This window comes from Hymenobacter wooponensis (assembly GCF_004745865.1).
GTDB lineage: Bacteria > Bacteroidota > Bacteroidia > Cytophagales > Hymenobacteraceae > Hymenobacter > Hymenobacter wooponensis.
Genome location: NZ_SRKZ01000005.1, coordinates 418643 through 433159 on the forward strand (window position 1 = coordinate 418643; position 14517 = coordinate 433159).

Genomic DNA, 14517 nt, shown 5'->3' on the forward strand with positions numbered 1-14517 from the left:
AATAGACTGTAAGCCAACTTCGCACACCTCAGATTGATTTTTTTTGAGATTTACCATTTTTGTTGAATAATTCATATGCAGTATTATTTAACTGCCAAAACAACATATATATGTTCCTATAAATGCCGATTTTGATGAAACTATCGCCTCCTTTTTCTTCTTTGGAGAGTGCAAACAAAAGCCTCTCTTCCAGGTTCTATCTCGACTATGCAAGTAACCGTCTGCCGCAAGGAACACTTTAATGCTGCCCACCGGTTGCACAACCCCGCTTGGAGCGAGGAGCAAAACCAGCGCGTGTTTGGCAAGTGCAACAACCCTCATTATCATGGCCATAACTACGAGCTAATTGCGCGCCTCACGGGCCCAATTGATCCAGATACAGGCTACGTATATGATATGAAGCGGCTCAGTGACCTGATGAAGCGCGAGATTCTGGATATCTTTGATCATCGCAATCTTAATCTTGACACGGAGGATTTTCGCAACCTCAACCCTACTGCCGAGAATATCGCTGTTGTGATATGGAACCGGTTACGCCCCCACTTGGCGGCTCACTTAAGCCTGTCGGTCACGCTGTATGAGACCGAACGCAATTTTGTAGAATACCATGGATAACCCAGTGCCCGCGGCCTCCGCTGCGGATGGCGCAGCTCCGGCGGCCGATGGTCACCTGACCGAGTCGCTCCGTACTCCCCTCCGCTCCGATGCTTTCACCCTCAGTGATGAGGAGAAAATAACTGCTATTGCCGGCCACTTCCGTGAGATAATGGAAGTGCTTGGACTTGACCTCTCCGACGATAGTTTGAACGGTACCCCTAGGCGGGTTGCTAAGATGTACGTGCAGGAGTGGTTCCGAGGGCTCAACCCCGAGCACCGCCCCGATGTGAAGCTGTTTGAGAACCGCTACCAGTACCAGAACCTACTGGTAGAGCGCGATATCACTCTGTTCTCTTGCTGCGAGCATCACTTTGTCCCGATCATTGGAAAAGCGCATGTGGCCTACTTGCCGGGTGAGCATGTGGTAGGCCTAAGCAAGCTCAACCGAGTGGTGCAATACTATGCTCGGCGCCCCCAGGTGCAGGAACGTCTTACCCGCCAGATTGCCGAAGAGCTCAAGCAGGCGCTGCGCACTGATGATGTAGCAGTGCTAATTGAAGCCGACCACTTGTGCGTAATGAGCCGGGGCGTGAATGACACCAGCAGTGGTACGCTTACGGCCGAATACGGTGGTGCCTTCAATACTGATAGTGCGCTACGGCAAGAGTTTCTGCGTCTGGTAGGCAAGTAAGCTCAACTGCTGGGCCACTTGTCGCAAACTATTCTGTTGCGAGTTATCAGTTGCCTGTTAGCTTGCGTCTCTGATCTCTATCTATGCTGCCGGGTTGAACTTTACAAATCACCGGCTCTACCACCTGGCAACTCTCTATAATGTCCCGCAAAGTTCTGATTACTGGTGGCACTGGCCTAATAGGCACTCGTCTTGCTGAGATGCTGATTGACGCTGGTTATGAGGTGGCCCTATTGAGCCGACATCCCGGCGCGTCTCGTTACCGTGGCTTCCGCTGGGATCCACAAGCAGGTGCCATTGACGGAGCCGCTGTCACTTATGCCGATTACATTATCAATCTGGCTGGTAGTAGCGTATCGGATGGCAAATGGACCAATGAGCGCAAACGGGAAATTTTGTCTAGCCGCTTGGCTGGCACTAAACTGGTAGCCCGTGAGCTGGCCAAGGGCAATCACCATGTGCAAGCGTTTATCTCCGCCTCGGCCATTGGCATCTACGGCGACCAGGATGACCGCGTGGTTAACGAGCAGACGCCGCCCGCTCCAAACGATTTCCTGGCTGAAGTCTGCCAGCAGTGGGAAGCAGCTGCTCAGAGTGTAGCTGAGGGCAATATCCGTACGGCTATTTTTCGGATTGGGATTGTGCTGAGCCCGGAAGGTGGTGCACTGGTACCCCTGGCTCGCGTAGTAAAAATGATGGCTGGGGCCCCCTTGGGGTCAGGTCGGCAGTACATGTCGTGGATTCACCTAGACGATTTGTGCCGTTTACTTATTCAGTCTCTGGAGGAAAACACTTGGGCAGGGACCTATAATGCCGTTTCGCCCAACCCGGTTACCAACCAAGAATTCACTAAAACACTAGCCGAGGTGTTACACCGGCCCCTAGTCTTACCCAAAGTGCCCGAGTTTGGCCTTAAGCTAGTGATGGGCGAGATGAGCGAAATTGTGCTGGCTTCTCAGCGCGTAAGTGCAGAGAAAGTCCTGCACCAAGGATTTACATACGAATACCCTGAGCTAAAGCCCGCTCTAGAGTCGTTTTACAACGAAGCGTAACGCTTCGTTTGCTAATAAGTAAAAGCCCTACCTGTAGCAACAGGTAGGGCTTTTACTTGCCGGATGAATAGCTCCGCTACAAGCTATCAGGCACCGCCATGGTACCGTTGTTTAAATTCTCGAGCAGGTTGTCTACTACAATAGTATCTACGGCCTCAACGCGCCTCCGCCGGGGCTCCGACTCAGAAATACAGTTGTACTTCTTACTGATTTTCACGGTGGGCTGCGGGAATGGGCCCATAGTAATGCCTAGCTCCGGGTCGCGGTAGACCTTCTCCATGTACTTGCCGAAGATTGGCAGAGCCATGCGGCCCCCTTCTCCCTGCTGCGAGCCCTGGAAGTGAATGCTGCGGTCTTCGCCACCTACCCACACCCCCGTTACTAGATCTTTCGTGATACCCATGTACCAGCCATCGGAGTAGTTACTGGTGGTACCGGTTTTACCGCCAATTTGGTTGTTTTTCTTCCACAGTTCGTAGTCCCAGAGTGCTTGGGAGGTGCCCCCTGGTTCTTCCATGCCGCCGCGCAGCATGTACACCATCAGCCAGGCCGTTTCTGTGGGGAGCACGCGCTGCTGCTGAGGGTCAAACTGCTTAATGACGTTGCCGTTCTGATCTTCAATGCGGGTGATGAGCATGGGCTCAGGCCGGAAGCCTTGGTTTACGAAGGTGCTGTAGGCATTCACCATTTCGTACACGCTCACGTCGCCGCCGGAGCCTAGGCCTATGCTGGGCACCGCCAACAGATTGCTCCGGATACCTACTTTATGTGCATACTTTGCTACGTTATCCCACCCTACTTTTTCGGTGAGCTGAGCCGTAACGGAGTTTACAGAACGCGCCATAGCGTGGCGCAACGTCATGTTGATGCCAGTATACTCGCGGGTTACATTGTCGGGCTGCCACTCCATGGGCTCCCCGTTCTCCACGTACTTAATGGTTACTCGCTGGTCTCGAATTCGGTCGCAGGGCGTGTATCCGTTGTCCAGGGCGGTGAGGTACACAAAAGGCTTAAACGTGGAGCCCGCCTGCCGTTTGCCTTGTTTCACATGGTCGTACTGGAAAAACTTGTAGTCTAGGCCACCCACCCAGGCTTTGATCTGGCCCGTGAACGGGTCCATCGTCATCATGCCAGCGTGCAGGAAGTGCTTGTAGTAGGCCAGGGAATCAAGCAGGGAAAGATTCAAAGTGTCCACTCCGTTACCCTTCCAGGTGAAGACGGCAATGTTGCGCTTGCGGTGCAGGGCTTCTTCTAGCAGCTCCGGCCGGCCCTTATAGCGCTCCGCTAGTTCCTTATACTGCTCGGTGCGTTTGATCTGGGTTTCGATAAAGTCGGGGATTTCCTTGCCCTTTTCATCTACCCACGGATTTTGCCCGCGGTTGCGCCAGAAATTATCAAACTGCCGTTGCAGGGCTTTCATACGCTCATGCACTGCCTCTTCAGCATACGTTTGCATGCGGGAGTCGAGGGTCGTGTAGATTTTGAGACCATCGCGGTACATATCGTAGCCGTTCTTCTTGCACCACGCGGCCACCTGCTGACTGATAGCGCCACGAAAGTAGTTTTCGGGACCATCCACGTGCTTCTCTACTTGGTAGCGCAGCCCGAGTGGCCTAGCCTGATACTCCTGCACCTGAGCAGCAGTCAGGAAACCAGCTTGGCCCATACGCGTGAGCACAAGATTGCGGCGGCGCATGGCAGCCTGAGGGTGAAAGCGGGCATTGTACGCCGTGGGCGCATTCACGGCCCCAATCAGCATGGCGGCCTGTTCGGGCTGCAGGCTGTCGGGGGAGGTGCTAAAGAAGGTTTTGGCGGCTACTTTAATACCAAACGAACTGGAGCCGTAATCAACTGTATTTAGATAAAGACGCAGAATTTCCTCCTTGGTATAGCGTCGCTCTAGCTCCACACTAGTCAGCCATTCCTTGGTCTTGCTAATAATGGTATTCAGCACCGGAATGTGGCCTAGGCCACCCGTATTCTCCTCACGCCGGGTGCGGTACAGGTTTTTGGCTAGCTGCTGGGTGATGGTAGAACCACCGCCTCCCCCACCTCGCACCACGCCCACCACGGCCCGGGCAATAGCCGTGGGGTCGATGCCGGAGTGGTCGTAATAGCGCACGTCTTCGGTAGCAATTAGGGCTTTCGTCAACCACGGCGACATCTGGTTGAGTGGCACCGGCGAGCGGTTTTCGCGGAAGTAGCGGCCCATCAATACGCCATCAGCAGTATAGACCTCCGAGGGCTGCTCTACCTTAGGGTTTTCCAGTTCTTCTAAGCTCGGCGACTTGCCAAACAAGAACAGAAAGTTCATGCTGACCAGGATGGGGTACAGCAGGAATATGCCTAGTCCTACCACAAAAAAGCCCCACATGGTTCGGGAAAGGATGTTAGGCCATTTCCGGGTGGGCTGGGTGGGAGAAGTTGTATTCGGAGAGTCTGGTGCGGACATTCAGGGCGCGTTGAGGCGAATAGGGCGCTACGGCCCGGCAACTAAGGCGCAAATATACCAGTTAGGCGCGGGTGGCAGATGAAAAGCCCCTCGTTTTAGCCATGTTAGATTTGGAGCGGTGTCGGTAACGAGTGTCTGTAGGCCACTCACTGTTAGATAACTGCTAGTCTTCCTCTGCTGCGTACCACTTCCAGAACACAGATAGAAGTTAATATTCCGAGGCAGAGCTACGGTACATCATCTCCAGCAAGCTCACTGCACTCACTACTATTCCAATAGCATATCCGCAGGCATAATAGTGGTTGGGCACTAAGCCAATGACCTCGTCTGACGGCGAGAAAGAGGCAAATAACATGAAGCATAGCACCTCGTGCACAATGGTGCAGCTCCATAGTACCGCCGACTTTGTTGAGGAGGTTGACTTTTTCAGTAGTGACCACCGGAAGCCAAACAATATCAGTCCCGGCCAAGCAATAGGCACTAGCAGCATAAGGTTCATTAGTATGATGGTGATAGTATCCTTCATTTGTTGAGCCCAAGCCAGAGCAATGGCTACACCAGACTGCTCGGTAGCGGTTACAGCTTCAGAAGATTGCATACAGAGGTAGAGTAAAAGTCTTGGTTAGAAATGGAGAAGAGGCTGGTTTCTGGCTTAATGGCTAAGCCCCCAATTGGTGCCGTCCATTAGCCAGCTATTAGCAGCCAGCTTATCCCGATGACGCCGGGTATTAGCAACACGCCACCAGCTACGTAGGCACTCCAGGCCGCTAAGCGCCAGCAGAATTGCCAGATTATGCTGTGCAATGAGTTGGCTACCTGATTGGCAGTGCGCCCAATCTGCCAGGGCAGAACCAATAAGCAAACAAGCCCCAAGAGCATGCACCACTTTTCGCTGCCCGGCGTGTGCGGCCAGATTTCCTGCTGGAATATTATATTCAGTAGGCTGAATAGGCCTAGGCCTATCATCCACCAGAAGCCGGCCGGAGCAGCGGGCAGCACGGTATTTAACCCGAAGCGGAACAGGCGCCCGATGGGGTCAGGGGGGCTAAAACTCTGGCGGCTCATAGCTGCAGCCAGCTGGCGGCAAGCCCTACCACTGCGGCAGCACTCCCGATGTGAAAAATGACGCACGTCCAGAACACCACATCGCGCTGCCACTGCGGCGCATCAAGCAGGCTGCCCGGCGAGCTGGGCAAGGCCAGGGGAAGGGTGCCCCAATGCAGTGTGGTTAGGTTCGTGACGGCTAGCAACAGGCCTAGCAGCCAGGGCTGAAACCAAAAGCGCTCCAGCTGATGTGCGGCCATGGCGTCATTGTGACCACTCGCGTACCAGGCCGGAAACTGGCTCCACATCCAGAGCACGGCCAGCGCTAGGATGAGCACCGATAAGCTGCGGCCAGCTGACACGCGAGAAGCCAGCAGCGGAGTACCAGCCCGGCTCATGGTGCAACCGCCACGGCGGGCGAAGCCCCCGGCGCCCAGAGCAGCATCACGTGCAGTAGGGTCCAGAGTAAGAGGCTGAGTAAAAAGCTAGCGCCAGGCAATACCGCTAGGTATAAACGCCGAGCACGCTCTGAGGGCGTAGCAGCCAGCTCCCGCCAGCTTAGCAGGTAGGCTAGGCCACCTATGCACGCAGCGCATAGGAGCCCACCGCCTGCGGTCAAGAACATGGGAAGAAGTGTCATAACGACTACACAATGAGTGGAAATACCGGATTGATTTAGCCCTCTACTACTGGCCTAGGGGGCAACCTTAGTCTGGGGCTGCCCATACAATTCTTCGTAAGCCTGGGCTTCAGCGTAGGTCCAGCTTTGCCAGGTGTGGTAGCGGGGATAGGCTTCTTTCCAGCGCTGCAAGCGTTGCTTCACCAGCCGGTGAGCCTCTGCCGGAGTGAATTGCGTTTCGCCGTAGCCTGAATCATTAATCACCACAATGCGCGTCATGCCATCTAGCACGGCCTCCCGGGCAGCCAATTCGGGTAGCATCCGCTCGGGCATATCCAGCAGAAAGCCCAGATTCACTTCCTTGAAGCGGGGCTGCAGGTTGTAGCGCGTAATCCAAACCTCCCAGTTGCCCGCGGCTAGCCCAAGTACTAGTGCATACACTGCCCAAGCATTCAGGCGAACCAGAGAGAAAGCAGAGCGCCGCTGCCAGATTTTAAGCAGCACGGTTCCCAATCCGAACAGGGTCAGGAGCAGAAAGCCATATACTCCAATGCGCTTGTAGGCCAGTTCAGTGTGCAGGATGTAATAGTAATTGCGCAGGCCTACTGAAATAACGAGCACCACGTTCTGCACCACCCAAATGGTAGCGCCCCAGCGCAAAGCGGGCAGGCCTTGCTGGTAGAAGTTGAGGTTGCGGCGAAAGAACCACAGCACAATACCCATGGCTACCAGAATACTCAGGATGAGCACGTAGGTACCCTCATGCACGAATTGCGTCAGGTCGAAGCCGGGGCGGGGCGTAAAGCCAAACCACAGCAGGTTGACGTCGAGGGCATTTACTACCAGCAGCAACACGTTCACTAGCCCGAACACAGCTAGTGCCGCCAGATACTCCTTGCGCAGGTCAAGGGTGCGAAACTTCTTGAAGCTGAAGTCGGGGCGCCGCACGGCCAAGGAAGCCACCCGGTCGCGTTGGCGCCGCACAAACTCCCCGAAGCGCGACTCCTGATCGAGGAAGTAGTGATACGGCACGATGACGATAGCTCCTGCCGTGAGTACGAATCCAACTAGGAAGAACAACAGGTGCGGCACCGATATGCCCGCCAGCACTTGGCCGAGCCACTCTTCTAGCGCACCAAAAAGCCGGTGGCCTAGCTCCGCGTACTGTGGGCTCCCAAGGGAAAACAGCACATGAAACACGCCCAGTGTTACGAGAGGCAGTAGTAATATCCGGCTATAGAAACGAGCACGGGCCCAGCCTGCCGAGCCACCAACTGGTAGGTGCAGGTAAGGCAGAAGCGCGGGCAGCGCTAGTGTGGCACTTGCCAGCGCCGTGAGTAAGGCGTAGGCCACCTGCCGAAGTAACGGCTGGTTACGGTAACCCAGAAATAGCCCCAGCGACACCACACAAGCCAGCCGCGCCGCCCCCGACCCCAGCCAGACTACCAAGCCCGAACTGAGAAGCGTGCCCAATAGCATTGTCCAGAACCCAGCTGACTTCCATTGGGGAGCATGACGCGGCAAGCCTAGCAGTGTGACTACCACCACAAACAGCGAGTACAGGGCCAAGTTTACCCCAACCTCCTGATTCCAGAATAGAACATCGAAGGCAATGGCACCCAACGGCACCATCAATTTCTGCAGGATGCTGAGCGGAATAGGTTGCGCCCGATGTGCACGTGGCTCGGACACGGCACCAGCTAGTGAAGCAAATGAAGTCATAGTTAATATTTGAAAGAACTTTGAATTACAAAGTATAGGGGCAAAAAAATTAGCCGCTTGGGCGCAGCAGTTTTTCGAGGGCCGTTAAGTGGTCCTGAAAAGCCTGTTTTCCTTCTGTCGAGGCTGAATACGTGGTATTGGGCTTCTTCCCAACGAATTGCTTGCTCACGGCCACATACCCTGCTTTCTCAAGGGCCGATACGTGGCTGGCCAGGTTACCGTCGGTTAGGTCAAGGGCTTCTTTCAACTCATTGAAGCTCACCGTTTCGTTCGCCATGAGCACAGCCATTACGCCCAACCGCACGCGGTTGTCAAAAGCTTTATTAAGCGTATGGATAACATGTTTCACAGGCAAGTTTCCCGAGGAAGCAACAGGCACTAGGCCATAAAGAAGGTGAGAATGGTAAACCAGTAGCTAGGCCTGTTTACGCTCGTAGCGGTTGTACATGAGCAGCCCATAGAGGATGTGACCAAACCCAAAACCGAGCGCAAAGAACGCCAACCCAAAGCCGGGGAGCAACACAGCAACTAATCCGAGCACAATTTGGGTGAGGCCAAGCCAGCGAATTTCTTCGAGCGTGTACTTGCTACCGTTCAGTAAAGCTAGGCCGTAGAACGTCAGCAGCCCCGGCACAACCAAGCTTACCGCACCGCGCACATACAGCGCCAGGCAAAATAACCCGCCAGCAACCAGCGGTATAGCCAGGCTAATGGCCAAGCGGCGGCCCAGCGCACTCCAAACGGGCAGCCCAGCTTGCCGGGCGCGGCGCACTGTGAAAAACGTAGCCACTACTAAGGCCACTGCAATTATGCCCAAGGCAAACCCCAACAAATAGGGCAGCACCAACAGCCTTTCCGACTCAGTACTTTGCAGCAACCGCAGGTAGCCCACCGTACCGTAGCTGCTGCTCGGAAACCAGCGCAGCAAAAACCAGTGGCCTAGGCCAGCTCCCGCTAGCGCTACTACGCCCGCCCCTACCCCGGAGAGGCCGCTCAAGGAAATGAAGCGGGAGGAACGCTCCATGATGGCGCGAATCTCAGTAAGCTGGGCAAGCGGATCGGTGGCGGGCTGCATCATAGCTAAAAGCACTTTGTATTGCAAAGCACAGCAAACTTCTTCGGCATTGCAAGCCTCATTGGCTATATTTTTATGTGTAATGCTAGAGGCTCCAGTATCAATACAACTAGTGTAATAACTCTTTGCATCATATTTAACTCTCAGCAGGCCTGTCATTCTATGCTAACTCAAGAGTTCTTCACTCTATTAGAGTACACCTTTACTCATGCTTTGGCTGAGTCAGATAACGAAGAGTTGCGCAGGTACTGGTGCGATGGAGTACTCTACCCTGAATGGGAAGAAGAGTATCTACCCCAGCATGTTACAAAAAGTAAGGAGATTATTTTGCGAGCTTGGATGGAAGGAAGAAGTGGCAAGAAAAAGCCACTTACCCATCAAATACATCCTTTACACTTGGGACTAGGAAAACTATCTCTTAAAACGTATTTGAGAGGGCAAGACCTATCAAAATGGATTATCGAAGGCATAGATCCAACGTGGGTGACTCTAGATGAAAAAGGGATGACCTTCTTCATCCAATTACCTTAGTGGTACTCACTTAACCGCTACCAGTAATCAGCAAACTCTATTTACCCTCTGGCTGATCTTAACTGAGCTACACTTACTGAATCGAACGCAACACTCTAGGTCTGCCATACTGCTTCTTCAATCCAAGCATGATCTATTTCTAACGCCTTTACCCTTTAAGAAGAGGCCCAATTCACCTTTCCCAAACCAGGAATGAAGGTGTCAAAATAGTCCTCAAATTCCCATAAAAACACTGTTTACACGCAAACTGGCGCGCTTTTATTCAACGTAAATCCCGGTGTTCTTATCCTTCAACCATTCCCACTTCCCTCCGATTGCAGTCGGGTTAGTGGCCTAGCTTATCTCACTCAGTTATGATTAACTCTTACCCCTCCGTTCAGTCTACTTTTGTTCGGACGCTGCTACTGTGGCTGCTTAGCAACCTGGGCGGTACCTTGTGGCTCACGATTGACTTCTCCCTCGACCGGCTAGCTGATTATTCCATTGCCCTACTGGTGGGGTTAGTTGCGGCTATGGTATCCATGGTGATAATTCCCCTTGTGGTTCCATTTTTTGCCGTCATGACCCGCTACTCCGATTGGCCCCGGCGGACAATGGCTTTGCTGGGCGTAAGTCTGTACTTTTTGGTGGCAAACTACTTGTTGCTGTTGCTACTGCCCGTTACTTCACTTATTGGTTTACTAGATTTATCGCTGCCTTATCTGGGCTCAGCCATTCTAACCGTACTATGGCTGTATGGCCCAGCGGCCCGCGCTGAGTTGGCTCATGCCTAAGCTAGTAGCCTGGGCAGCGTTTTCTGCGTACGTACGCGGGTGAAAGTTCGCCTCCAGCTATTCGAGTTTGAAGACCTGCCCTGGTTTCCGCGCGTGATTCGGGCGGGCATGATGGATTACCTGCGTTTCATGATTTCCGCGCTGGGTACTTATCAGCCCATTGTGCCCCTATTACGAGACGCCTTACGGCAAACCAAGCAGCCTCACATTCTGGAACTGGGTGCCGGGGCCGGCGGCGGTACCGAAGGTGTGCTACGTACGATACAGAATACCGGGCTCCCGCAGGCGCGCATCTGCCTTACAGACCTGTACCCACAACCGGCGGCGTGGCAGCTGCTGGCCAGCCGCACGCCGGGCTTGGAGTTTGAGCCCACTGCGGTTGATGCTACGGCCGTACCACCTGGCCTGGGCGGTTTCCGCACGGTATTCTCAGCCTTTCACCATTTCTCACCGCACCTGGCGGAGGCAATCTTGGCGGATGCCGTGCGCCAACGAGCGGGCATTGGTGTATTTGAAGGGGCCGGCAAGCATTGGGCGGAAATTGGGCTGGCGCTTACGGTGCTACCCGTGGCCCAACTGCTCATTACGCCCTTCATCCGTCCGTTTCGCTGGAGCCGACTTTTCTTCACCTACCTGGTGCCGCTCATCCCATTATTCACCATGTGGGATGGTTGCGTATCTATTCTGCGCATGTACCCACCGGAGCAGCTCCTCGCTCTTGCCCACCGCGCCGACCCCGCGGGCACTTTTACTTGGCAAGCCGGCAAAGTGCGCCATTGGTGGGGCCCGCAGGTAACGTACCTAGTGGGTATTCCGCGGGATACTACGCCGTAAGCCGTAGCTTGCGCAACCCGCCGCCGGAACCTGCTTCTGCGCTTCCGCTCCCAACGGCGCTGCTTGCCCATGTCACTTGCCGCCTACCGTCGCGCGTTGCCCCTGCTGCGCATTCCCTTTTCCGTGTACCTAATGCCGGTGTTCTGGTTTGGGCTGAGTGCCCTACGCCAACCTTTCAGCATCAGTCGGGCCGTTGGTGTTTTCGTGATTCTACACCTACTAGCTTATCCAGCATCTAACGGCTACAATAGCTATTACGACCGTGACGAGGAAAGCATTGGCGGCCTTAAACACCCGCCCAAAGTTTCCCCTGAGCTACTGCATCTGGTGTGGCTATTTGATGTGCTGGCTGTGCTAGGTGGCCTACTCCTGAATATTTGGTTTGGCCTTCTGGTAGCAGTATACCTTCTGGTTTCGAAGGCCTACAGCTTTGAGGGGATTCGCTTAAAGAAATACCCGTTGATCAGCACTATGGTAGTAGTGGTATTTCAAGGCGCCTACACTTTTCTGATGACGCAAGTAGGAGTAAATGCCAGCCTAACCGAGATTCTGGCGCCTCAGAACATACTAGTTGCGGTGGTGAGTAGCCTGTTCCTGTGCGGCTCCTACCCGCTCACTCAGGTGTACCAGCATAATGAAGACGCCCGCCGCGGCGACCAAACTCTGAGCTTACGCCTGGGCATCCGGGGCACGTTTGTATTTGCTGGCCTAGGCCTGTTAACCGGTGCCGTTGTTTTGGCCCTGGCCTATGTCTGGCGGCAGGAGCTTCCTAACCTCTATATTTTCCTGCTTGCCACCGGCCCAGTGGTGCTCCTGTTTCTAAGTTGGGCCCGAGCCGTGTGGCAGTCACCCGCTAATGCCAATTTTGAGCGAACCATGCGTATGAACCAGGTTTCCTCGTTATGCTTGAGCGCCGCATTCTTGGTGATGTTGATGCACCATTGGCTCTAGGCCACCCGCGTAGGGTACATTAGCCGGCAGCTCAACCCCAACAGTAGCTTTACGCGTAGAACGCTATATTCCCTGACCGAACTATTTACCTGACTCTGCTATGCGCCGTACCCTTTTCTGGCTGCTGCCCTTGGTAGGAGCCTGCTCCTCCCCCGCCGAGCAAGCCACTACCTCTTCTGACACTGATTCGGCGCAAACAGTGGCTGAACCTATGGATACGGCCCGGCCAGCGGCAGTCAATGCTCAGTCAGACACCTTGAAGGTGGTTCGTAAGCGGCACATATTTTCCGCTGCAGCTACCCCCGACGTATTTACGTTGGCTCTCCGTGGCCCCAATTTGCTTAGCAGCGAGGCGGTATTTACCATCACCACTGCTAGCGGCCAGGTTATTTTTCGGGAAGTGCTAACCGCTCCCGATTTGGAAGCCGCGCTGGTTTACGAGATGAAAGGCCCAACTGCTACCCAGGCAGAGCGTGAAGCCTACGTCCGCCGCCGTCTAGACGAGTTTTTCGCGGATAAAAACTTCCAGCGTCCGGCAGTACCGGCCGCCGCTACCTACCAGCCTGGTCTAGCCGATCGGGCCGCTTGGGATGACCTCCATCGCCGGCCTGATGCCCTTAGCTTTCACTATTTAGTAGGGAAAGAAGACCTCCGGGTAATTGCCTGGTCGCCACTCCGCAAACAGGTAGTGCGCGTGCAATAGCCAGCTGCTTTTTTCATAGCCAGAGGCCTAGAAATTTCTAGGCCTCTTCTTCTGCTTGCTGTAGTGCCTGCTCCAGCCCCTCCACAAAAGTCTCGTAAGGCTGGTACCCACGGCTAAGCACATAGCCCTGCGACCCTACCCGCAGAATAATAGTTGGGAACCCCTGCACGCCGATGCGCTGAACAGCCACAAACTCCTGTTGTACCGCTTCAGCTGTTTCAGGCTGCTGAAAAACCCGCCGGAAATCTTCTGCCGCTAGGCCATAGGATTGAGCCAGCACCTCGTATGTAGCCGAAGTATTCAAGTCTTGTCCTCGCTCAAACAACGCTAGCTGCACATCGTGCGCGAATGCTACTGCTCTGCCCTGTGCGTCAAGCTGGCGGAATGCGTACAACGCCCTGGCTGGCGGCTCAGAGTCCTGTACATAGCTTCCCTTCTGGCCTAGCTGCTTGTAGGCCTCTCCAAACCGCACCCCGGTTACCTGCTCCACTTGCTGCAGCGCATTTGCTATGTGCTCCCACGATTCGCCGATGGGGCCAACTTCATCCTGCGTAACCATTCCGCCGCTCAACACCGCAAAGGTCACGCGCCCCGCGTACTCCTGAGTTACACGCTGCATAACTGGGCTCATACCATAGCACCAGCCGCAATAAGCATCGTAGATGTAAAGGATTTCGGGGAGGTCGGGGTGAGGCTGCATGGCACAAAGGTACGTCAGGAATTTTTCGGGTAAGATCCAGCTCTACCGCTTAGAGTGCAGCCATTAAAGCGCTATATAGTTTTTTTATGCTTTCAAAAGGCCTACTATTCTATAGGTCACATACCCTCTTCATGAAGTGAATAAGCGTATCTCTTCCTTCAGTTCATACTGGTATTTCTAGTACTTCGGAGGCTTAATATATGCTTGTTCATTCTTGACTATAATTGAACAAAAACAATATTATTGAATAATATACAAACCCTAGATCTGTACATTGGATGAAAGCAGGAGATTTCGGAATAGCAAAGATCACACTGAATTTGTATAATTATTTGACTCCATAGTTAAAATATCAACACACTTTTTATCAGTTTTTCTCGTTTCATTAGGACACCTTGCTCATCTAAAGGACAACTCATACAATCGACTGAGCGCTCTGGAAATTTGGATATTAATGCAAATCCCTATCTTCGCCGAATCTGTAATTAAATACGAGACAACTGCACTCAAACATATCTTCTTGCAACATGGAAAAAATGTACAGAATAATGGTCCTCATAGTGGGGCTAGTCATCGGAGCATATAATGCATCGCTCGCGGGATGCTCCGGGCAGTTTACAATCAACTATTCAGGAGCTACAACCCCTTTATCCTACAATAACGGTACTAATTCATCCCCTGTTACGTATTGCCCTAATGGTCAGGGCACTGCCACTTTCACCCTGACTGATGGTGATAATAATGGTGGTAGTACAACGCGAATATATGTTGGC

Annotated in this window: 16 protein-coding genes; 8 read left to right on the forward strand and 8 right to left on the reverse strand. The window is 53.6% G+C overall.

Annotation, left to right across the window (positions count from 1 at the left end):
* The first annotated feature begins 207 nt into the window (after window positions 1-207).
* The 3 genes from EU557_RS18810 (at window position 208) to EU557_RS18820 (ending at window position 2340) form a co-directional block, all read left to right on the forward strand.
* Complete coding sequence (locus tag EU557_RS18810) at window positions 208-615, forward strand: 6-pyruvoyl trahydropterin synthase family protein (RefSeq protein WP_135532012.1); 408 nt, start codon at window positions 208-210, stop codon at window positions 613-615.
* A complete protein-coding gene (gene folE / locus EU557_RS18815; RefSeq protein WP_135532013.1) occupies window positions 608-1288 on the forward strand; it encodes a GTP cyclohydrolase I FolE in 681 nt (226 codons plus the stop codon). The genes EU557_RS18810 and folE overlap by 8 nt, the downstream gene beginning before the upstream one ends.
* A gap of 140 nt (window positions 1289-1428) precedes the next feature.
* Window positions 1429-2340, forward strand: a complete 912-nt coding sequence (locus tag EU557_RS18820) for a TIGR01777 family oxidoreductase (RefSeq protein WP_135532014.1) — start codon at window positions 1429-1431, stop codon at window positions 2338-2340.
* 76 nt (window positions 2341-2416) lie between these two features.
* Here the strand turns inward: EU557_RS18820 and EU557_RS18825 are convergent, their stop codons facing one another.
* From EU557_RS18825 to EU557_RS18855, 7 genes are all read right to left on the reverse strand, one after another.
* Window positions 2417-4792 carry a transglycosylase domain-containing protein gene (locus tag EU557_RS18825; RefSeq protein ID WP_245326321.1) on the reverse strand — a complete coding sequence of 792 codons (2376 nt, stop codon included), beginning with the start codon at window positions 4790-4792 and terminating at the stop codon, window positions 2417-2419.
* A gap of 208 nt (window positions 4793-5000) precedes the next feature.
* On the reverse strand, window positions 5001-5390 hold the full coding sequence (locus EU557_RS18830) for a hypothetical protein (protein WP_135532015.1): 390 nt from the start codon (window positions 5388-5390) through the stop codon (window positions 5001-5003).
* 86 nt (window positions 5391-5476) lie between these two features.
* Window positions 5477-5857, reverse strand: a complete 381-nt coding sequence (locus EU557_RS18835) for a hypothetical protein (RefSeq protein ID WP_135532016.1) — start codon at window positions 5855-5857, stop codon at window positions 5477-5479.
* Entirely contained in the window at window positions 5854-6234 is a 381-nt protein-coding gene (locus tag EU557_RS18840; RefSeq protein WP_135532017.1) for a hypothetical protein, read from the reverse strand. The genes EU557_RS18835 and EU557_RS18840 overlap by 4 nt, the downstream gene beginning before the upstream one ends.
* 296 nt (window positions 6235-6530) lie before the next feature.
* The gene (locus tag EU557_RS18845) at window positions 6531-8177 is read right to left on the reverse strand and encodes a DUF4153 domain-containing protein (RefSeq protein ID WP_135532018.1); all 1647 of its coding nucleotides are present in this window, start codon (window positions 8175-8177) and stop codon (window positions 6531-6533) included.
* Between the two features lie 49 nt (window positions 8178-8226).
* On the reverse strand, window positions 8227-8526 hold the full coding sequence (locus tag EU557_RS18850; protein WP_135532019.1) for a winged helix-turn-helix domain-containing protein: 300 nt from the start codon (window positions 8524-8526) through the stop codon (window positions 8227-8229).
* Between the two features lie 66 nt (window positions 8527-8592).
* Window positions 8593-9255 (reverse strand): hypothetical protein, encoded by a 663-nt coding sequence (locus EU557_RS18855; RefSeq protein WP_245326322.1) that lies wholly within the window; start codon window positions 9253-9255, stop codon window positions 8593-8595.
* Between the two features lie 18 nt (window positions 9256-9273).
* On the opposite strand from EU557_RS18855, the gene EU557_RS18860 reads away from it, so the two are divergent.
* The 5 genes from EU557_RS18860 to EU557_RS18880 all read left to right on the forward strand — a co-directional run bounded on the left by EU557_RS18860 (window position 9274) and on the right by EU557_RS18880 (window position 13044).
* Window positions 9274-9783, forward strand: a complete 510-nt coding sequence (locus EU557_RS18860) for a hypothetical protein (protein WP_210116083.1) — start codon at window positions 9274-9276, stop codon at window positions 9781-9783.
* A 353-nt stretch (window positions 9784-10136) separates the two neighbouring features.
* Window positions 10137-10556, forward strand: coding sequence for a hypothetical protein (locus EU557_RS18865; RefSeq protein ID WP_135532021.1), 420 nt, complete (start codon window positions 10137-10139; stop codon window positions 10554-10556).
* A gap of 39 nt (window positions 10557-10595) precedes the next feature.
* On the forward strand, window positions 10596-11390 hold the full coding sequence (locus EU557_RS18870) for a class I SAM-dependent methyltransferase (protein WP_135532022.1): 795 nt from the start codon (window positions 10596-10598) through the stop codon (window positions 11388-11390).
* 69 nt (window positions 11391-11459) lie between these two features.
* Entirely contained in the window at window positions 11460-12341 is an 882-nt protein-coding gene (locus EU557_RS18875) for a UbiA family prenyltransferase (protein ID WP_135532023.1), read from the forward strand.
* Window positions 12342-12441: 100 nt separating this feature from the next.
* Window positions 12442-13044 (forward strand): hypothetical protein, encoded by a 603-nt coding sequence (locus EU557_RS18880; RefSeq protein ID WP_135532024.1) that lies wholly within the window; start codon window positions 12442-12444, stop codon window positions 13042-13044.
* 37 nt (window positions 13045-13081) lie between these two features.
* Here the strand turns inward: EU557_RS18880 and EU557_RS18885 are convergent, their stop codons facing one another.
* Complete coding sequence (locus tag EU557_RS18885) at window positions 13082-13744, reverse strand: DsbA family protein (RefSeq protein WP_135532025.1); 663 nt, start codon at window positions 13742-13744, stop codon at window positions 13082-13084.
* Window positions 13745-14517 lie beyond the last annotated feature (773 nt).

Bases quoted from the DNA above. Each gene is read 5' to 3' on its own strand.
- EU557_RS18840 (WP_135532017.1), bottom strand. From the start codon at position 6,234: ATGAGCCGGGCTGGTACTCCGCTGCTGGCTTCTCGCGTGTCAGCTGGC.
- EU557_RS18855 (WP_245326322.1), bottom strand. From the start codon at position 9,255: ATGATGCAGCCCGCCACCGATCCGCTTGCCCAGCTTACTGAGATTCGC.
- EU557_RS18880 (WP_135532024.1), top strand. From the start codon at position 12,442: ATGCGCCGTACCCTTTTCTGGCTGCTGCCCTTGGTAGGAGCCTGCTCC.
- EU557_RS18830 (WP_135532015.1), bottom strand. From the start codon at position 5,390: ATGCAATCTTCTGAAGCTGTAACCGCTACCGAGCAGTCTGGTGTAGCC.
- EU557_RS18825 (WP_245326321.1), bottom strand. From the start codon at position 4,792: ATGTCCGCACCAGACTCTCCGAATACAACTTCTCCCACCCAGCCCACC.
- EU557_RS18835 (WP_135532016.1), bottom strand. From the start codon at position 5,857: ATGAGCCGCCAGAGTTTTAGCCCCCCTGACCCCATCGGGCGCCTGTTC.
- EU557_RS18875 (WP_135532023.1), top strand. From the start codon at position 11,460: ATGTCACTTGCCGCCTACCGTCGCGCGTTGCCCCTGCTGCGCATTCCC.
- EU557_RS18845 (WP_135532018.1), bottom strand. From the start codon at position 8,177: ATGACTTCATTTGCTTCACTAGCTGGTGCCGTGTCCGAGCCACGTGCA.
- EU557_RS18865 (WP_135532021.1), top strand. From the start codon at position 10,137: ATGATTAACTCTTACCCCTCCGTTCAGTCTACTTTTGTTCGGACGCTG.
- EU557_RS18810 (WP_135532012.1), top strand. From the start codon at position 208: ATGCAAGTAACCGTCTGCCGCAAGGAACACTTTAATGCTGCCCACCGG.
- folE (WP_135532013.1), top strand. From the start codon at position 608: ATGGATAACCCAGTGCCCGCGGCCTCCGCTGCGGATGGCGCAGCTCCG.
- EU557_RS18885 (WP_135532025.1), bottom strand. From the start codon at position 13,744: ATGCAGCCTCACCCCGACCTCCCCGAAATCCTTTACATCTACGATGCT.
- EU557_RS18820 (WP_135532014.1), top strand. From the start codon at position 1,429: ATGTCCCGCAAAGTTCTGATTACTGGTGGCACTGGCCTAATAGGCACT.